The sequence below is a fragment of the Paenibacillus sp. 01T442 genome (genome assembly GCF_056398345.1).
On record NZ_JBFTPF010000089.1, the window covers coordinates 1 to 19581 of the forward strand.

The 19581-nt window shown below is 41.6% G+C and carries 17 protein-coding genes; all 17 read left to right on the forward strand.

Features of this window, described 5'->3' with window-relative positions; translation table 11 throughout:
• Nucleotides 1-889: RodZ domain-containing protein (locus AC1DLM_RS30980; RefSeq protein WP_477572126.1), on the forward strand; the 889-nt coding region annotated here is incomplete at its 5' end.
• A 145-nt stretch (nucleotides 890-1034) separates the two neighbouring features.
• Nucleotides 1035-1526 carry a YajQ family cyclic di-GMP-binding protein gene (locus AC1DLM_RS30985; RefSeq protein ID WP_056625112.1) on the forward strand — a complete coding sequence of 164 codons (492 nt, stop codon included), beginning with the start codon at nucleotides 1035-1037 and terminating at the stop codon, nucleotides 1524-1526.
• Between the two features lie 128 nt (nucleotides 1527-1654).
• The gene (rimO, locus tag AC1DLM_RS30990; RefSeq protein WP_441991995.1) at nucleotides 1655-2983 is read left to right on the forward strand and encodes a 30S ribosomal protein S12 methylthiotransferase RimO; all 1329 of its coding nucleotides are present in this window, start codon (nucleotides 1655-1657) and stop codon (nucleotides 2981-2983) included.
• Complete coding sequence (gene pgsA / locus AC1DLM_RS30995) at nucleotides 2980-3564, forward strand: CDP-diacylglycerol--glycerol-3-phosphate 3-phosphatidyltransferase (RefSeq protein ID WP_441991994.1); 585 nt, start codon at nucleotides 2980-2982, stop codon at nucleotides 3562-3564. The genes rimO and pgsA overlap by 4 nt, the downstream gene beginning before the upstream one ends.
• 85 nt (nucleotides 3565-3649) lie before the next feature.
• Complete coding sequence (locus AC1DLM_RS31000) at nucleotides 3650-4900, forward strand: competence/damage-inducible protein A (protein WP_441991993.1); 1251 nt, start codon at nucleotides 3650-3652, stop codon at nucleotides 4898-4900.
• Between the two features lie 169 nt (nucleotides 4901-5069).
• Nucleotides 5070-6113: a recombinase RecA gene (gene recA / locus AC1DLM_RS31005; RefSeq protein WP_436236116.1), complete on the forward strand. Its 1044-nt coding sequence runs from the start codon at nucleotides 5070-5072 to the stop codon at nucleotides 6111-6113.
• A 75-nt stretch (nucleotides 6114-6188) separates the two neighbouring features.
• Nucleotides 6189-6881: a regulatory protein RecX gene (locus AC1DLM_RS31010; protein ID WP_441991992.1), complete on the forward strand. Its 693-nt coding sequence runs from the start codon at nucleotides 6189-6191 to the stop codon at nucleotides 6879-6881.
• A 382-nt stretch (nucleotides 6882-7263) separates the two neighbouring features.
• The gene (gene rny, locus AC1DLM_RS31015) at nucleotides 7264-8805 is read left to right on the forward strand and encodes a ribonuclease Y (protein ID WP_477572127.1); all 1542 of its coding nucleotides are present in this window, start codon (nucleotides 7264-7266) and stop codon (nucleotides 8803-8805) included.
• A gap of 92 nt (nucleotides 8806-8897) precedes the next feature.
• Nucleotides 8898-9692, forward strand: coding sequence for a TIGR00282 family metallophosphoesterase (locus AC1DLM_RS31020; protein ID WP_171635886.1), 795 nt, complete (start codon nucleotides 8898-8900; stop codon nucleotides 9690-9692).
• A 113-nt stretch (nucleotides 9693-9805) separates the two neighbouring features.
• Complete coding sequence (locus AC1DLM_RS31025; protein WP_028558349.1) at nucleotides 9806-10066, forward strand: stage V sporulation protein S; 261 nt, start codon at nucleotides 9806-9808, stop codon at nucleotides 10064-10066.
• Between the two features lie 142 nt (nucleotides 10067-10208).
• Nucleotides 10209-11150, forward strand: a complete 942-nt coding sequence (locus AC1DLM_RS31030) for a dipeptidase (protein ID WP_477572128.1) — start codon at nucleotides 10209-10211, stop codon at nucleotides 11148-11150.
• A gap of 209 nt (nucleotides 11151-11359) precedes the next feature.
• Nucleotides 11360-13108: a 2-oxoacid:acceptor oxidoreductase subunit alpha gene (locus AC1DLM_RS31035; RefSeq protein WP_441991989.1), complete on the forward strand. Its 1749-nt coding sequence runs from the start codon at nucleotides 11360-11362 to the stop codon at nucleotides 13106-13108.
• A complete protein-coding gene (locus AC1DLM_RS31040; protein WP_056625142.1) occupies nucleotides 13096-13962 on the forward strand; it encodes a 2-oxoacid:ferredoxin oxidoreductase subunit beta in 867 nt (288 codons plus the stop codon). Before AC1DLM_RS31035 ends, AC1DLM_RS31040 begins: the two co-directional genes overlap by 13 nt.
• Nucleotides 13963-14059: 97 nt before the next feature.
• Nucleotides 14060-14629, forward strand: a complete 570-nt coding sequence (gene pduL / locus AC1DLM_RS31045) for a phosphate propanoyltransferase (RefSeq protein ID WP_477572129.1) — start codon at nucleotides 14060-14062, stop codon at nucleotides 14627-14629.
• A gap of 291 nt (nucleotides 14630-14920) precedes the next feature.
• A complete protein-coding gene (locus AC1DLM_RS31050) occupies nucleotides 14921-17353 on the forward strand; it encodes an EAL domain-containing protein (protein WP_477572130.1) in 2433 nt (810 codons plus the stop codon).
• 154 nt (nucleotides 17354-17507) lie between these two features.
• On the forward strand, nucleotides 17508-19094 hold the full coding sequence (gene miaB / locus AC1DLM_RS31055; protein ID WP_441991986.1) for a tRNA (N6-isopentenyl adenosine(37)-C2)-methylthiotransferase MiaB: 1587 nt from the start codon (nucleotides 17508-17510) through the stop codon (nucleotides 19092-19094).
• 35 nt (nucleotides 19095-19129) lie between these two features.
• Nucleotides 19130-19581: YlbF/YmcA family competence regulator (locus AC1DLM_RS31060; RefSeq protein WP_477572131.1), on the forward strand; the 452-nt coding region annotated here is incomplete at its 3' end.

The window sequence follows — 19581 nt, forward strand, 5'->3', positions numbered from 1 at the left end:
GGGAGGTGACCATATGTCTGACTTAGGCTACATTTTGCGCAAAACTCGACTGGAAAAAAAGATTTCACTGGATGATCTCCAGGAAGTTACTAAGATCCGCAAGCGTTATCTAGAAGCCATCGAAGAAGGAAACTACAAGGTGCTGCCAKGAAGTTTCTATGTGAGGGCTTTTATTAAAAGTTATGCGGAAGCATTAGGGCTTGATCCGAATGAAGTTCTGATTATGTATCAGTCAACGCTTCCAGCTCCAACGATTGAGAAGCCCGTTGTGGAAGCGATTCGCAAGAATAGATCAAGTGTTCGCAACACAGAAAAGATGAGCCGCTGGGCTTCGAGCCTGATGTTTATCTGTTTTATTTTGCTCATATTCGGGATCGTATACTATTATACATATAAGAATTATAAGGGAACGCCAGCGGATGAGAAGCCAACGCAAACGCAATCGCCGCGTATTACAGACTCGACGAACCCTTCGCCGAGCACGTCTGTTAATGCTACTGGGGATGGTAAAGCAACAGTGCTTTCAACGCCAAGCCCAACACCAGCTCCGACCCCAACACCGCCTGCTGTGCAGGTGAAATTTAGCGCAACTGAAAAGGGTGTAGATAATTACATCATTACAGGTACTGCAAATTTGAATATTCAATTCAAAATTACCGGTTCTTGCTGGATCGCTGTTAATGCACTTACCCCTGAGGGTGAGAAGGGGGAGTTGCTAAGACAGAAACTGTATAATTCCGGTGATACGGATACATTTGATTTAGCAAGTTCAGCTTTTTTGAATGTTGGTGCAGCTAGTGCATTGCAGCTCATGGTCAATGGCACTCTCGTACCTGTTGGCGATACGCCGAATCCGAAGCGGGTTCAACTGAATTTGCAGAAAAGCTAGCAATTTGCCAGTTCCTGCGCTTTCCCGGGTAATGAAAATAGTTTGATGGGAAATATTCGATGCCATTGGCGGTTGGATATTTCCTTTTTTATGTGTTCTTGCTATAATGCTATTGTAATTTGATGGAAGGGATGTTGGGATGTAGATGAGTTCAGAGAGTTCATTTGATATTGTATCCAAAGTGGATATGCAAGAACTGAATAATGCGATTCAACAAGCGGAGAAAGAGATGTTGACCCGTTTTGATTTTAAAGGAAGTAAAAGTAGCATTAAATTAGATAAAGATCAGCTTGTTGTCACTTCGGATGATGAGTTTAAGCTTCAGAACGTCCTTGATATTATGCATGCAAAAATGACCAAACGTGGAATCTCGATTAAAAATCTCGAATATTCCAAAGTAGAGCCAGCAGCTGGTTCTACAGTTAGACAGAAAATCAGCATGAAACAAGGTGTCGATCAAGACAACTCCAAGAAAATTAATATACTGATTCGTGATTCAAAATTGAAAGTGAAAACTCAAATTCAAGGGGATCAAATCCGTGTAACCGGGAAGAGCCGTGACGATTTACAGGCTGTTATCGCGTTGCTTCGGAAAGCAGATATTCCATTGGATTTGCAGTTTGTTAATATGAAATAATCAGGAATATATGCTTACTTGAAGGAAAACCCCCTGGATGCAGGGGGTTTTTACATTTTGACACCCCTATTGGCTTGTATTATACTGGTAGGGAGTGTTTTTTAGGACTATTGGAGGTTGTTTCTTTCATGACAGAAAAGGTTAAAGTAGTTACTCTCGGATGCGAGAAGAATTTAGTTGATTCCGAGATTATGTCAGGTTTAATTCATGGCCGGGGTTTCCAACTTGTAGACAACAAGGAAGATGCTACAGTCATTATCGTGAACACTTGCGGGTTCATTGATGCAGCTAAAGAAGAATCCGTAAATACAATTTTGGATATGGCAGAACTGAAACAAACAGCGAATCTCAAGGCGCTAATCGTTTCAGGCTGTTTAACACAACGATACAAAAAGCAGTTAATGGAAGAGATGCCTGAGATCGATGGCATTGTAGGTACGGGTGATTTTGATAAAATTAATCACATTGTGGACGAAGCGCTTAGAGGGAAGAAACCGGTTCTAGTAGGGAATCCGGTATTTAACTATGACGCTGACCTTCCTAGACTGATGACGACTCCTCGTTATACAGCCTATGTGAAAATTGCAGAAGGTTGCGATAACGCTTGTACATTCTGCTCCATTCCAATTATGCGCGGTGCTTTTAAGAGCAGAAGCATGGAATCGGTCGTTGCAGAAGTTGCTAACCTTGCGGCTCAAGGCGTTAAGGAAATTAGCTTAATTGCCCAAGATTCCACAAACTATGGAACGGATATTTATGATAGCTTCATGCTTCCTACCTTGCTGAACAAAGTAAGTGAAGTTGAAGGCATTGAGTGGGTACGTCTGCACTATGCATACCCGGGCTTCTTCAGTGATGAACTGATTGAAGTGATGGCAACGAATCCTAAAGTATGCAAGTACATTGATATGCCTTTGCAGCATAGTGAAGATTCTATTCTTAAGCGTATGCGTAGACCAGGCCGCCAAAAGGATACGCGAGAACTCGTTCGTAAAATTCGCGAAGCGATTCCAGATGTTGCTTTGCGTACGTCGCTTATTGTTGGTTTCCCAGGTGAGACTGAACAAGATTTTGAGAACTTAAAACAATTCGTGCGTGATGTTCAGTTCGATCGTCTTGGTGTGTTTGCCTACTCCAAAGAAGATGATACGCCAGCAGCAAGACTGCCGGATCAAGTGCCTGATGATGTGAAAGAATACCGGGCTAACGCAATTATGGAAATTCAACGTGAAATTTCAAATATTCGCGGCGGTCGACGTATTGGGCAAGAAATTGACGTGCTTATTGAAAGATACGATGGCAGAAGCGACGTATATATTGGGCGCTCCCAATTCGACGCACCTGAAATTGATGGTGAAGTATTCGTTTCGAATGCCAAATTGAACATTGGAGAACTTGCGAAAGTTCGTGTTACCCACTCCTATGAGTTTGACTTATCCGGGGAGGTAATTGCATGAACTTAGCTAACCGCATCACCGTAGCGAGAATTTTATTAGTACCCATCATCATGTTCTTTTTGTTGATTAAGGTAAAATTTCCTCAAATACGGATAGAGGAGTTTAGCATAACGTATAATCAAATTATTGCTGCTTTAATTTTTATTATTGCTGCGAGTACAGATAGCTTAGATGGTTACATTGCTAGGAAACGTAATCTTGTTACGAATTTGGGCAAGCTTTTGGATCCATTGGCAGACAAGCTGCTTGTTACCGCTGTACTTGTTTCATTAGTAGAAATGGATAAAGTTGATGCTTGGATCGTTATTGTCATTATTAGCAGAGAATGGGCTGTGACTGGACTTCGTCAAATTGCCCTCTTAGAGGGTACAGTCATGGCGGCCAGCAAATGGGGCAAAGCGAAGACCGCGGCTCAAATTACAGCCATCATTGCACTGCTGATTAATAATTTTCCATTTACGTTTCTAGATTTTCGCTTTGATGTTATAGCTAGTTGGGCTGCAGCAATTATTACCGTTTATTCAGGTGTGGAATATTTCGTTAAAAATAAACATGTCATAGACTTTTCTGAAAAGTCATAGTTCCATTAAACTTTACCTCTAAACGCGGTCGATCAATAACGAGCGATCACGTTAGAGGTTTTCTCATTTTAAGGAGGGTGCATAAATGAAAGCAGAAATCATTGCGGTAGGAACAGAACTGTTGCTTGGTCAAATCGTGAATACCAATGCGCAGTTTATTTCTAGAGAATGTGCAGCACTAGGGATTGATATGTACTTTCAAACGGTTGTTGGAGATAATGAGCAGCGCTTGTTGGACAGCCTTCGATTAGCTGCTTCTCGAGCTGATGTTGTGATCTGTACAGGAGGATTAGGGCCAACGCAGGATGATCTGACTAAGGATGTATTAGCTACACTGACTGGCCGTAATCTGGTGCTTCACGAGCCTTCTATGGAGGCTATTTCTGAGATGTTTGCTTCTAGAGGGATTCATATGGTGGAAAGCAATCGTCGTCAAGCGCTTATGCTAGAAGGAAGCGATCCCTTACATAACGAGACAGGTTTGGCTGTTGGAAATGCGCTCACATTCGAGGGGGCACATTTCGTGCTTTTACCGGGACCTCCGAAAGAAATGAAGCCGATGTTTACCAAATATGCGATGCCTTGGCTTCAATTACGAATGACAAATGAAGTTCCGCTGTATTCGAAAATGTTGAAGTTTGCAGGCATAGGTGAGTCCAATTTGGAGCATCAGTTGTTAGATTTGATTCAATCACAGACTGACCCGACAATTGCTCCTTACGCCAAAGAAGCTGAAGTAACAATACGATTAACAACGCGTGCCCATGCGGCAGCAGAAGGCGAGCTGAAGCTGGAAGCGACGGAAGCCGAAATTAAGAAGCGCCTTGGTGAGTATCTATATGCGGATCAGGACGTCCCTATTGAAACGGTAGTCTTGCAATTGCTGGCAGCCCGCAAGAAGACGTTAACAGTCGCTGAGAGCTGTACGGGAGGTTTGCTCAGTGATTTAATAACGACAGTACCAGGTAGCTCAGAAACTTTCTTAGGCGGGATTATCGTTTACTCAAACGCGTTAAAACATAAGCTGCTCGGTGTGCCAATGGATATTTTGGAGGGGGAAGGTGCTCCGGGTGCTGTTAGCAGCGAAACAGCGGTCATTTTAGCCGAACAGTTGCTAGTTAGGACTGGTAGTGACTTTGGCATCTCCGTGACCGGTGTGGCGGGTCCAAGCCCGTCTGAAGGGAAGCCTGTAGGGCTGGTCTATGTGGGATTAGCACAAAAGCATGCGAAGACGGAAGTGTTTACTCTCCAACTTTCAGGCAATAGGGAGTCAATTAAATTAAGAGCTGCTAAACGTGCACTCTATCAATTATGGAAACAGTTGAAAGAAAACTAGAAATCCTCTATAATCAGAGTTAGTTAACGGAAGAACCGTAGCAAAGCGATAACTTTGTTACGGTTTTTTGTTTGTTYGCAAAAAAACGAATGTATGTTCGAAAAAATGCTTGGCAAACATGCCAAAACAAGTTATCATATACCTATAATGATAGAAGGAAGTGGTCGTTTTGTCAGATCGTCGTGCCGCGCTAGATAATGCATTACGTCAAATTGAGAAACAGTTCGGAAAAGGCTCCATTATGAAACTTGGAGAATCTACTCATATGCAAGTTGAAACGATTTCTTCGGGCGCACTTGCTCTGGATATCGCACTTGGAATAGGTGGATTCCCACGCGGAAGAATTATTGAAGTTTACGGACCAGAGTCATCAGGTAAAACAACTGTAGCTTTACATGCGATTGCTGAAGTTCAAAGAGTGGGTGGACAAGCTGCCTTTATCGATGCGGAGCATGCGTTAGATCCTTCTTATGCAAGCAAGCTTGGAATTAATATAGATGAATTATTGCTTTCACAACCAGATACAGGTGAGCAAGCACTTGAAATCGCTGAAGCGCTTGTTCGTAGTGGTGCGGTAGATATTATTGTTATCGACTCCGTTGCAGCACTAGTACCGAAAGCAGAAATTGAAGGCGACATGGGGGATTCTCACGTAGGTCTTCAAGCACGTTTGATGTCACAAGCGCTTCGTAAGCTGTCTGGTGCAATCAATAAATCTAAAGTTATCGCTATCTTCATCAACCAATTGCGTGAAAAGGTTGGCGTTATGTTCGGAAATCCAGAGACTACTCCGGGTGGACGTGCATTGAAGTTCTACTCTTCCGTTCGATTGGATGTTCGTCGTATTGAAACGATCAAGCAAGGCAATGACATGGTTGGTAACCGTACGAGAATTAAGGTTGTTAAGAATAAAGTAGCACCTCCATTTAAACAAGCTGAAGTCGATATTATGTACGGTGAAGGTATCTCACGCGAAGGTAGCATTATTGATATCGGAACTGAGCTGGATATCGTGAATAAGAGCGGCGCTTGGTATTCGTATGAAGGTGAGCGTCTTGGCCAAGGACGTGAGAACGCGAAGCAATTCTTGAAAGATAACAAAGCGATCTCCGAAACGATTGAGCTAAGAATTAGAGAAAATAGTAATTTGATTAAAGTTGTTGGTCCGAACACGGATGAAGAAGAAGACGAGTTGGAAACAGCTTTTGAATAGGTTTGAAAAATAGGATGGATGAAGCACCTTAACCTTGTGTTGGGGTGTTTTTTCTTCATTTGGGGGATTGTTGAGATGAATCACGAAGAGGAAGAATTACAAGTAATAACCAAAGTGGAAAAACAAAAACAAGGAAGACATCGCTATAACATTTATCTGAATGAGGAGTACGCTTTTTCTGTTCATGAAGATATTCTGATCAAGCATCGTTTGAACAAAGGAGAATCCCTATATCAGCAAGCGATTGAAGCTATCATTTTAGATGAAGAGCGAAATATGGCCTATGTAAAAGCTCTCCATATGGTAGGGAGACGTCCGCATTCCCTATCTGAGGTGAAACGTAAATTGAAAGAGAAAGGTTTTGAAGCGCCTATTATTGATTGGGCGAGTGACAAGCTAATTGAAAATAAATACGTCAATGATGAAGAATTCGCTAAGATGTGGACGGACAACCGAGTAATTTCTCAACGCAAAGGACGTAATCTGATTCGACAAGAACTTCAACAAAAAGGGATTCATCAAGATGTGGTTAAAAGTACCATGGAGTTGATTAATCCAGAGGATGAGTATGTCGGGGCACTGAAAATAGCGAGAACGAAATGGAAGCAAACTTCGGGAAAACTAATGGATAGAAAGCGTAAAACTGCGGCATTTCTAATGCGAAGAGGTTACACGGGTGCCATAGTTACTAAGGTTTTGGGGCTCATAAGTAATGAATCAGACGAGGAAGAGATGGAGTTTATGGAGGATGGATTCGAGGATAATTAATCACGTTAATTAGTTTTGAAGAAACTTAATGACATTAACTATTTGCGATTGTGTTTTGGGTCTAAATAATCAACTCTAGGACATTCGCTTGACAAGCTTCTTCGACAAAAGATAAAATAACAGTGTATATTTTCATAATGTATTCAAAATCATACTAAATTTCATTGATTTTGAGAAGACAGCTGTAAAAACCGCCAATTTTTACACTGTTGATTATGGATTATTAGCACTATGGTGCCCTAACGCACTGTGCGCATTCATTTAAAAGCCATACTCTTACATTTTAAGGGTATGTATGACTAGTCAAACAATTGAATCGGATTAAAAAACCGAAGGTACCCCAGGCTAACACCTTGGAGAAACCAACGAGGAGGTGAACAAGATGATGACTGCCATCTGGATCGCGATCATTCTCGTTGTTGGAGCTGCATGCTTAKGGATTGGTTATTTTATCCGTAAATCTCTTGCAGAAGCGAAAATTTCCAGTGCTGAAACAGCCGCTGAGCAGATAAAAGAATCTGCCAAAAAGGAAGCAGAAGCACTGAAAAAAGAAACGGTTCTGGAAGCAAAGGACGAAGTGCACAAACTACGATCCGAAGCTGAAAAAGACATTCGTGAACGTCGGAATGAAATTCAACGACAAGAAAGACGATTGTTGCAAAAAGAGGAATCGCTGGATAAAAAATTAGAGTCTCTCGAGCGTAAAGAAGAGCTAGTAGCCAACAAAGAGAAGCGAATCGAGGATACACAAACACAAATTGATCAGCTCTATAAAAGTCAAGTTTCCGAATTGGAACGAATTTCTGGTCTTACAATGGAAGAAGCTAAGAGCATCATTCTTACTAATGTAGAGCAAGAAGTTCGTCATGAAACTGCTCAGCTAATCAAAGAGATTGAACAACAAGCCAAAGAAGAAGGCGATAAGAAAGCACGTGAGATCATCACACTTGCTATTCAGCGTTGTGCGGCAGATCACGTAGCGGAAACTACGGTATCCGTTGTCTCGTTGCCTAATGAAGAAATGAAGGGTCGCATTATCGGTCGTGAAGGTAGAAATATCCGAGCATTGGAAACTTTGACCGGTATTGACCTTATTATTGATGATACACCTGAAGCAGTAATCTTATCTGGTTTTGACCCAATCCGTCGTGAAATTGCTCGCACATCACTTGAGAAACTTGTGGCGGATGGACGTATTCATCCCGCACGTATCGAAGAGATGGTTGAGAAGTCTCGCAAAGAAGTGGACGAACGTATCCGCGAATATGGAGAACAAGCGACGTTTGAAGTTGGGGTACATGGTTTGCATCCTGACTTGATCAAAATTTTGGGGCGCCTGAAGTTCAGAACAAGTTACGGACAAAACGTGTTGAAACATTCCATGGAAGTAGCGTATCTGGCTGGTTTAATGGCCGGAGAGCTCGGGGTAGACGTAACTTTGGCGAAACGTGCCGGGCTGCTTCATGACATTGGTAAAGCGTTAGACCATGAAGTGGAAGGGTCTCACGTCGAAATCGGTGTTGAGATAGGCAAGAAATACAAAGAGCATCCTATTGTAATTAATAGTATTGCTTCACATCACGGTGATGTGGAAGCAACTTCAGTAATTGCCATGTTAGTCGGTGCTGCGGACGCATTGTCAGCGGCGAGACCAGGTGCTCGAAGAGAAACGCTAGAAACGTATATTAAACGTCTTGAGAAGCTGGAAGAGATTTCAGAATCATTTGAAGGTGTTGAGAAATCCTACGCCATTCAAGCAGGTCGTGAAGTACGTGTCATGGTGCAGCCAGAGAAAGTGGATGACACCGAAGCGTTCCGTTTAGCCCGTGATATTACGAAGAAAATCGAAGGTGAACTCGATTATCCAGGACATATTAAGGTTACGGTCATTCGTGAAACAAGAGCGGTTGAATACGCTAAATAAGAAGCAAATGCGAAAAGTGGCTATTATAGCCACTTTTCCTTATTTTCAAGGCCGAATAGAATTGGGTCATATAAAGGAGCTCGTTTTACGTTATGAAAATTGTGTTTATTGGTGACATCGTAGGTTCTGTGGGAAGAAAAGCATTGAAAAATATCATGCCAAGACTTAAGCAATTACATCCGCATGCTGTCTTCATTGCCAACGGTGAGAATGCAGCCGCGGGTAAAGGGATTACGCAAGCAATTGCCAAAGAAATATATGAAATGGGTATTCAGGCCATTACGATGGGAAACCACACCTGGGATCAGAAAGAAATCTTCGATTTTATTGATCGTGACGATAAAATGGTGCGTCCTGCGAACTTCCCGCCAGGTACGCCAGGCAAAGGTCATACAGTCATCAAAGTGAAGGACCAAGAACTTCTTATTATTAATTTGCAAGGACGAACATTCTTGCCGCCAATTGATTGTCCATTCCGTAAAGTGGATGACATATTGGAAGCTGATAAGAAAAAACATAAGTTTGTTTTTGTGGATTTCCATGCGGAAGCCACTTCGGAGAAAATTGCGATGGGTTGGCATTTGGACGGGAAGGTGTCTGCGGTCGTTGGCACGCACACACACGTTCAAACAAATGATAATCGTGTATTGCCTCAAGGTACTGCATATGTGACGGATGTGGGGATGGTAGGGCCTCGTGATGGCATCCTAGGGGTAGAACGCAACGCAGTGCTTCAGAAGTTTAAGACGCAGCTTCCCGTACGTTTCATTACAGATGAAGGCAAATGGCATTTCCATGCCGTTGTTATAGAATTAAACGATCAGACAGGTTTAGCTAAAGGGATTAACTTGATTAGATATGATGAAGATCAAGTATTTATGGATTAGTAGTAAAGATACTAGTGGTATCCGTATAAATGGGATGAGGTAGCATGTTTCGTGCATCTCGTGAATATGATGGGTATTGGAAGCTATCCATCATTTCCGAGGAGGTACTATTCATGGATGTGTTAAAAGTTTCAGCAAAATCCAATCCAAACTCCGTAGCAGGTGCATTGGCAGGCGTATTGCGTGAGCGTGGAGCCGCTGAGCTTCAAGCGATAGGTGCAGGCGCATTGAACCAAGCCATCAAAGCAGTAGCTATCGCAAGAGGGTTTGTGGCGCCTAGTGGAGTCGACTTAATATGTGTACCAGCCTTCACGGATATCGTTATTGATGGGGAGGACCGGACAGCTATTAAATTGATTGTCGAGCCTCGGTAGACGGTAAGGCAACTGTATAAGTGTTGACTTTCATGACTGACAGCCAGTTAAATCGAAATGTTATCACAGTACCTATGAAACCTCTGTATAGAGGTTTTTGTGCTGTTTGGACATAAAGTGCGATGTGTGGAGGCGGGTTATAATGAAAATTGTAGATGGACATTGTGACGCACTAACGAAGTTATATCAGAATGGTAAACTGGATTTTAACCAGGATGTATTAGAATTGGATGTAAGCTTTCCGAAGCTGCAGCAGGCAGGTGTTAAAGTACAATGTTTTGCGATCTATCTTTCGGAATCGATCCCTAACCCTAGCTTTGAGCATATTCTGCAAATGGTAGATATTTTTCATCGAAAGATTATTAGTCACCCGAAAATGAGATTTATTCGTACGGCTTCGGATTGGTTAGACGTGGAGCAAACACAGGAGATTGGTGCTATTTTGACATTAGAAGGTATGGATGCGCTTGCTGGTAATCTAACCAACTTGCGAATTCTCGAATACTTAGGCGTTCGTTGTGCAGGACTTACGTGGAACTACGCAAATTGGGCTGCGGATGGCGTCATGGAACAAAGAAAAGGCGGATTTACAAAAAAAGGGAAGCTCATGTTAAAAGAATTAGAAACTATGGGTATAATAGTCGATGTGTCCCATCTTTCTGTTGAGGGCTTCTGGGAGCTAGTGGAGGTTTACAAAAAACCGTTTATCGCGTCACATTCAAACGCTTATCATTTATGTCCTCATCCAAGAAATTTATCAGACGATCAGATTAAAGCTATCATACAATGTAAAGGTATAATGGGAATTACTTTTGTTCCTTACTTTCTGGAGAACTTGAAAACGACAGTAGAGATTTCAGCGATTCTGAAACATATCGATCATATCTGTGCATTAGGCGGGGAGTCCCAAATAGGTTTTGGTTCGGATTTTGATGGGATTGAACAATGGGTAAAAGATTTAAGACATGTTGGAGATTACGGAAATATTATAGAAGCTTTGTGTAAAAACTATACGGAGTCGCAAGTGGAGGCGTTTTTGTATGGGAACTGGCGAAATTTCATGTTKCGGAACCTTCCGCAATGAATAAGTGATAATCAATCTAATATTGATATGGATACAATCTAAAAACTCTATCTGTTAGAAACAGTGAAACCTCTTGCAATTTACTCTGTAAAGGCATAGAATTTGGATGACAAGTGAAAGAAATTTTTTATTGCAACATCTTAAATTACTAAACAATCAGCTTATCAAATTTTCTTCACGCAGCTACAATCAAAAGGAGTGGACGTACGGTGATTAGTCAGTTATCTTGGAAAATCGGAGGTCAGCAGGGTGAAGGGGTCGAAAGTACAGACCGCATTTTCTCTACTGCATTGAACCGTCTCGGTTACTATTTGTATGGGTACCGTCATTTCTCTTCACGGATTAAGGGGGGACATACAAATAACAAGATTCGCATCAGCACCAAACCGATTCGCGCAATCTCAGACGATTTGGATATTCTTGTTGCTTTCGACCAAGAAAGTATCGATTTCAACGCTCACGAACTTCGCGACAATGGTGTCATCGTTGCGGATGCTAAATTTAACCCTGTTTTACCAGAAGGGATCAAAGCTAGATTGTTCCCAGTACCGATCACTGCAATTGCAGAGGAATTAGGAACTTCCCTATTTAAGAACATGGCCGCGTCAGGCGCTTCATGGGCTCTTCTTGGCTTGCCGATTGACGTGTTTAATAAAGCTGTTGAAGAAGAATTTGGCCGTAAAGGTGCAGCTGTCGTTGAGAAGAATATTGAAGCGGTTCGCAAAGGTGCAGAATCTGTACTTGAACTAGCTGGCGGTCCTATCGCTGACTTCCAACTTGAGCCTGCAGACGGACAACAAAAATTGTTCATGATCGGAAATGATGCAATCGCTCTTGGAGCAGTTGCTGCAGGTTGCCGCTTCATGCCGGCTTATCCTATTACACCAGCTTCCGAAGTTATGGAGTATTTACAAAAAGTACTTCCTAAATTGGGTGGGACAGTTATTCAAACGGAAGATGAAATTGCAGCATGTACAATGGCTATCGGCGCTAACTACGCTGGTGCTCGTGCGCTTACAGCTTCAGCTGGTCCTGGTTTGTCCCTCATGATGGAAGCAATTGGCCTTGCAGGTATGACAGAGACTCCAGTAGTAATCGTTGATACGCAACGTGGTGGTCCAAGTACAGGACTTCCTACTAAACAAGAGCAATCTGATTTAAATGCAATGGTTTACGGAACGCACGGTGAAATTCCAAAAATCGTTCTTTCTCCAAGTACGATTGAAGAGTGCTTCTACGATACAATTGAAGCTTTCAACCTTGCTGAGAAGTATCAAGTGCCTGTTATTCTTATGACAGATCTTCAACTTTCACTAGGTAAACAATCCGCAGAAATGCTTGATTACAACCGCATMGTGATTGACCGCGGCGCACTAGTAACTGAAGCACCTGAACAAGAGCCTAACCAATTGTTCAAACGTTATGAGTTCACGGAGAAAGGTGTTTCTCCTCGTGTAATCCCTGGCGTGAAGAACGGTATTCACCATGTTACAGGCGTAGAGCATGATCAAACAGGTCGTCCTTCTGAAAGCACTGAAAATCGTCAACGTATGATGGATAAGCGTCTTGAGAAGTTGAAACATATTCAAGTGACAGATGCTATCAAATTTGATGCTCCTCACGAGAATCCTGATCTTCTTATTATCGGTATGGGTTCAACAGGTGGAACAATTGATGAAGCAAGAAGTCGTGTTGAATTGGAAGGCATCAAAACCAACCACGCAACAGTACGATTGATTCATCCGTTCCCAGCTGACCAGCTTCGTCCGCTTGTTGAAAAAGCGAAACAAGTTATCGTTGTAGAAAACAACGCTACAGGTCAATTAGCTGATCAAATTAAATTGCATGTTGGCCATGCAGATAAAATTAAAAACGTACTTAAATACAACGGTAACCCGTTCTTGCCAGCAGAAATTGAACAAAAATGTAAGGAGTTGACTTTAGCATGGCAACATTAAAAGACTTTCGTAACAATGTAAAGCCTAACTGGTGTCCTGGATGCGGAGATTTCTCCGTACAAGCAGCTATTCAGCGTGCTTCAGCTAACGTTGGTTTAGAGCCAGAAAACTTAGCAATCGTTTCAGGTATCGGATGTTCTGGACGTATTTCGGGTTACATCAATGCATACGGATTCCACGGTATTCACGGAAGATCCTTGCCTATCGCACAAGGCGTGAAAATGGCTAACCGCGATTTGACAGTTATTGCTTCTGGTGGAGACGGAGACGGCTTTGCAATTGGTATGGGGCACACTGTTCATGCTATTCGACGTAACATTGATGTTACTTACATCGTAATGGACAACCAAATCTACGGCTTGACAAAAGGTCAAGCATCACCACGTAGTGCGGAAGGTTTCAAAACGAAAAGTGTACCATCCGGTACAATTGAGTCCGCAATTTCTCCACTTGAAATTGCAATGGCTGCAGGTGCTTCGTTCGTAGCACAATCCTTCTCCAGTAACTTGAAACAGTTAACAGCTGTTATTGAAGCTGGTTTGAATCACAAAGGTTTCTCCTTGATCAACGTATTCAGCCCTTGTGTTACTTTCAACAAAGTAAACACATATGACTGGTTCAAAGAGAATATCGTTGATTTGGATGAGATTCCAGACTATGATTACACAAACCGTGTGATGGCGATGACAAAAATCATGGAAACAAACTCCATGTTGACAGGTATCATCTACCAAAACAAAGATAAAAAGAGCTATGAAGATTCCATTCCAAGCTTTGCTAAAGAAGGTCTAGCGAAACAAGATCTTAAGCTTTCCGAAGCTGACTTCAGCAAACTGCTTACTGAGTTTAAATAACAATTTTCTAAGAAGGCATACGGTGATATTCCGTATGCCTTTTTTGATGAGCGGTAATACTGACAATTATGATCTAAATGAGAGGATGAATACTACCATGCCTATGATTCCAATTGGTGTTTCAGCGAGACATATACATCTTTCACAATCTGATTTATTTGCACTATTCGGTGAGKGATATGAGTTATCGAATTTCAAGGATCTATCGCAGCCAGGCCAATTCGCAGCACAAGAAACGGTTGCTGTAATAGGACCGAAAGGACAATTCGATAAGGTCCGAATTCTCGGTCCGATTCGACCACAAACGCAAATCGAGGTCTCACGCACAGATGCTTTCACACTGGGCATCCATCCGCCAGTGCGCGAATCAGGTAAAATTGAAGGAACACCTGGATTGCGTGTTATTGGCTCTAAAGGAGAAGTTACATTGGAGCAGGGAGTCATTGTAGCGGCGAGACATATACACTTTCATACCTCTGATGCCAACCAATGGGGAATTCAGGACAAACAACTTCTACGCGTTCATTTGCGGGGAGAAAGGCCATTAATATTTGAAGATGTGATTGCCCGAGTGTCGGACCAATTTGCGTTGGATATGCATATTGATACAGACGAAGGAAATGCAGCGGGTGTGAAGACAGGTGACAAAGCAGAATTGTTATTATGATATTGATTAATGACATTAATCATTTATGAGGTTAATATATACAAAAAGAGTATCCTTTACAAAGATGTGTAAAGGATGCTTTTTTGCGCTTTTTTTGCATGAAAATTACGTTGAGATGTAAGTTTTGCATTTTTCGAGTATTTTCGACGTAAACGTATAGAGGCACTAAGAAAATCATGGTAAAATGGTTTTTATTAGATTCAAAATACATATTATTTGCTTAGGCTTATCGAACGGATTAAATGCCTCCTGTAGATATCATTATCATTGCCTTAAGTTAKGAGACATTCTGTGGAAACGATCTCAAGTACGTATCACATCCCCTTTGTCATTTTTTCTATTCTCATTGCTATTATTGCATCATTTGCTGCATTGGATCTTGGAATTCGAATCCATAAGGCCAAAAGTTCCGCGAAGCAAGCCTGGTTGGCAGGCGGTGCTTTTGCTATGGGAATGGGTATTTGGTCGATGCATTTCGTCGCGATGCTAGCTTTTCATTTATCTATTTCTGTCACATACCAATTATCTACTGTGATTTATTCCATAGTTCCAGCGTTGCTAGCTTCTTGGTTAGCCTTATATATTATAAGTAGACCTGTAATGCGCAAACCACATGTGTTTATTGGAGCTACTTTTATTGCTACAGGAGTCGTATCCATGCACTACATTGGCATGGAAGCCATGGTGATGGGGGCAACGATTGAATATAATCCCTATCTATGGGCTCTTTCTGCAATCATTGCATACGTTGTCTCTTTAGTTGCACTCCTATTGCTATTCTCTGTAAAACAGAATGCCAGCTCACCTCGTATTCTGTTAAGGAAGCTAGTTAGTTCGTTGGTCATGGGCATTGCAATAAGTGGTATGCACTATACAGGGATGGCAGCAGCAACATTCAAGCATGATCATTCACATATCGCTTCAGATCTTACATTGGATACGAAATTGCTAGCCTATTTAATAGGTTTTGGCATTTTATTCATACTAGGACTAGCGTTCATCAGTACATTCATCGATAGACGTTTTGAAACACAGATGATAATGTCGGAGAAAAGATTCCGTTCCGTTGTAGAATCAGCCCATGATGCGATTATCTTGGCTGATCATAATCGGACAATTATCTCTTGGAATAAGGGTGCAAAGCTTATTTTTGGCTATGAAGAACATGAGCTTATTGGAGAAAAATTACATCGTATTTTCCCTGAACGGTTCTTTGCATCGCATAAAGAGCGATTGGAGAGTTTCCTTGCCACTGTCACTGGTGAAATGGATGAGCTCGGATTGACTTATGAATTAATAGGGTTACGTAAAGATCAAACTGAGCTTCCAATTGAACTTTCACTTGCAGTCTGGAAAGAAGAAGGCAACACATACTTTAGCTGCATAATTCGAGATATCTCGGAAAGAAAAAGGACAGAAGAAAAAATTAATCAGATGGTGTATCGTGATCCTTTAACGGGTCTGCCGAATCGGYTTTTATTAAATGATCGTCTGAATCTAGCTTTAGACCAAGCGTATGAAAACCAACAAAGTATGGGGATCATGTTTATTGATTTGGATCGGTTTAAATTTATTAATGATACGCTTGGCCATGCTATGGGAGATAAATTATTGATTGAKGTCGCGAAGCGGTTCGAAGCTTGCATCGGTAAAGGAGATACGGTTTCTCGGCAAGGCGGCGATGAATTTATTATTCTTTGGGCACATACTACTGCTGATGAGATGATAAAAAATGCGAATAAAATTGTTCATATCTTCTCGCATTCTTTTACTATCCTTGAACACGAATTATTCGTTACGCCTTCCATTGGTATTAGTCTCTATCCATCTGATGGAGGGGATATCGATACGTTGATTAAAAATGCAGATACCGCGATGTACCGTGTGAAAGAACAAGGTAAAAATAACTTTCAGTTTTATACACCAGAGATGAATGAAGCGGTCACCAAGAAAATGCAAATGGAAATTGGACTGCGCAAAGCATTGGAGCGAAATGAATTTAAAGTTTTTTATCAACCGCAGATTGATGTGAATACGGGGAAGATTACTGGAGCAGAGGCATTGATTCGTTGGCAGCATCCTGATTGGGGGCCGATATCACCAGCGGATTTCATTCCACTCGCAGAAGAAACCGGATTAATTATTCCAATTGGTGAATGGGTGCTAAATGAGGCTTGTCGCCAAAATAAAGAATGGCAGAACCAAGGCTATGCACCGTTTCGTATCGCTGTGAATATATCTTCCAGGCAATTTAAGCAAAGTAATTTAATCGAAATGGTAAGTAAAGCTTTGGATGAGTCTGGATTAGATCACCAGTATCTAGAACTGGAGTTAACAGAAAGTATTATTCAAGATACCAAGTACGCCATTGAGACTATGCATAAACTAAAAACGATGGGGATCTTTTTGTCGATCGACGATTTTGGAACGGGATATTCATCTTTGAATTATTTAAAGTTGTTCCCTATTGATAGTTTAAAGATTGACCAATCGTTTACTCGAAATATGTTTGAGGATGCGAAAGATGCTGCTCTCGTACATACAATCATTTCAATGGCACATAATTTGGATCYGAAGGTCATAGCAGAAGGAGTAGAAACGAGAGAGCAGCTTCAATTCCTACTACTCAAAGAATGTAATGAAGCGCAAGGGTATTTATTTAGCCGCCCATTACCTGCGCAGGAAATGACGGGTATCATTAAGCAACAATATACATTTGGGTAAAAGTGTTTTCAGAGCCTTCTCTTTGGAGAAGGTTTTTCTCATTAATTTGAAACGGAAGCCAATATGGATATACAGGTATCTTTTGTGCTATAATTTGATATTAGGTTAATACAAGTTAGAGCTATACTTATAGATAAAGGGAAGTGAATTCATCATGTCAAAGGAGAACCCAAATACATCGGACTTAAAATCCGACAAGGTTAAGGATTACTCCAAATACTTTGACTTCTCGGATGCGAAAGTGTTAAGCCAAGAAGAGGGCAAAACGACTTATCGAATTAAAGGTAGAAACATCCAAATTAATTCTGCACCTAATTACAAAGATGAGAAGCAACGTGGTAAAGAGGACATTCAAGTTCATTACGATTTTGCGATTCCAGAAGATATGCAGGAGTTTGGTAAGGACAAATATTATTTAATCACGACTTATGGATGTCAGATGAATGAGCATGATACCGAAGTCATGAGAGGTCTTTTCGAGCAAATGGGTTATACGCCTACGGAAGACAAGCAGATCGCAGATGTGATCCTACTCAATACGTGTGCGATTCGTGAGAATGCGGAAGACAAGGTGTTCGGTGAACTGGGTCATTTGAAGACGCTGAAAGCACAGAAGCCAGGGCTTATTCTTGGTGTTTGCGGTTGTATGTCGCAAGAAGAGTCCGTGGTTAATCGCATTATGCAGAAACATGCATTTGTCGATATGATTTTCGGCACTCATAATATTCATCGCTTGCCAAGCCTATTGAAAGATGCCTTTTTCAACAAAGAAATGGTTGTGGAGGTATGGTCAAAGGAAGGCGATATCGTAGAAAATCTCCCCAAAAAACGGGAGGGTATCCGTGCTTGGGTTAATATTATGTACGGCTGCGATAAGTTCTGTACCTATTGTATTGTGCCATATACACGTGGTAAGGAACGAAGCCGTAGACCGCAGGACGTCCTGGCAGAAGTCAGAGATCTGGCTCGTCAAGGCTTTCAGGAAATTACGCTACTTGGACAGAATGTCAATGCCTATGGCAAAGACTTTGAAGATATAACGTACACGTTCGCTGATCTGATGGACGATATTCGTAAGATTGATGTTCCACGCATTCGTTTTACAACCTCACATCCCCGAGATTTCGATGATCGTTTGATTGAGGTATTAGGGAAACGTGGCAATCTCGTTGAGCACATCCATTTACCTGTGCAAGCTGGTAACACAGATGTCTTGAAACGGATGAGTCGGAAGTACTCGAGAGATCATTATTTGCAGCTTGCAAGTAAAATCAAGGCAACGATGCCTGATGTCGTATTAACGACAGATATTATCGTTGGTTTTCCCGGTGAGACGGATGAGCAATTCGAGGATACGATGACGCTGTACGAGGAAGTAGGCTTTGACTTTGCATTTACGTTTATCTATTCACCGCGTGTAGGTACGCCTGCAGCTGAGATGGAAGATAATGTTCCGATGGAAGTGAAGAAACAGCGTTTATATAGGCTGAATGAGCTAGTGAATAAGCTGAGTAAAGACAGCAATGAACGTTTGCTAGATCAAACTGTCGAAGTCTTAGTGGAAGGCGAGAGCAAGAACAATACAGATGTGCTTGCAGGCCGTACCCGGACGAATAAGCTAATTCACTTCACAGGAAATCCATCCTTGATAGGACAAATGGTTCATGTCAAAGTTACACATGCACAAACTTGGATTTTGAAGGGTGAGATTGTACATAAGCCTCTTCAGATGTCTGTATAAAATTACGAACAGGATAAATAGGAGCGTGTTAAGAAATGTCCCAATGTGATCATGCACATGATGATAACCAACCTCATGCATTTCAAGTAGAGGAATTTACGAATACAGAAATGATCGTCCGCGAAGATATTCTGGCGAAAGCGAAGGAACTAGCTGCGTTGCTTACTACTTCCAATGAAGTTCAGTTCTATCAAAAAGCGGAAAAGCAAATTGCAACGAATCCTGATATTCAAGGATTGATTAGCGCGATTAAGAAGAAGCAAAAAGAGATTGTTGCTTTTGAAACGTTCCAAAATAAGAAAATGGTGGAAAAAATCGAGAATGAAATCGAAGTTCTGCAAGATGAATTAGATGGCATTCCCATCGTTAATGAGTTCAAGCAAACCCAAGAAGATATCAACTATTTGCTGCAATTGGTTATGTCCGTAGTTAGAGACACGATTTCAGATAAAATTAATGTTGAAGCAGGCGCGGCAGAAGCACCGAC

Bases quoted from the DNA above. Each gene is read 5' to 3' on its own strand.
- AC1DLM_RS31025 (WP_028558349.1), top strand. From the start codon at position 9,806: ATGGATGTGTTAAAAGTTTCAGCAAAATCCAATCCAAACTCCGTAGCA.
- pgsA (WP_441991994.1), top strand. From the start codon at position 2,980: ATGAACTTAGCTAACCGCATCACCGTAGCGAGAATTTTATTAGTACCC.
- miaB (WP_441991986.1), top strand. From the start codon at position 17,508: ATGTCAAAGGAGAACCCAAATACATCGGACTTAAAATCCGACAAGGTT.
- rimO (WP_441991995.1), top strand. From the start codon at position 1,655: ATGACAGAAAAGGTTAAAGTAGTTACTCTCGGATGCGAGAAGAATTTA.
- AC1DLM_RS31020 (WP_171635886.1), top strand. From the start codon at position 8,898: ATGAAAATTGTGTTTATTGGTGACATCGTAGGTTCTGTGGGAAGAAAA.
- AC1DLM_RS31010 (WP_441991992.1), top strand. From the start codon at position 6,189: ATGAATCACGAAGAGGAAGAATTACAAGTAATAACCAAAGTGGAAAAA.
- AC1DLM_RS31040 (WP_056625142.1), top strand. From the start codon at position 13,096: ATGGCAACATTAAAAGACTTTCGTAACAATGTAAAGCCTAACTGGTGT.
- AC1DLM_RS30985 (WP_056625112.1), top strand. From the start codon at position 1,035: ATGAGTTCAGAGAGTTCATTTGATATTGTATCCAAAGTGGATATGCAA.
- AC1DLM_RS31000 (WP_441991993.1), top strand. From the start codon at position 3,650: ATGAAAGCAGAAATCATTGCGGTAGGAACAGAACTGTTGCTTGGTCAA.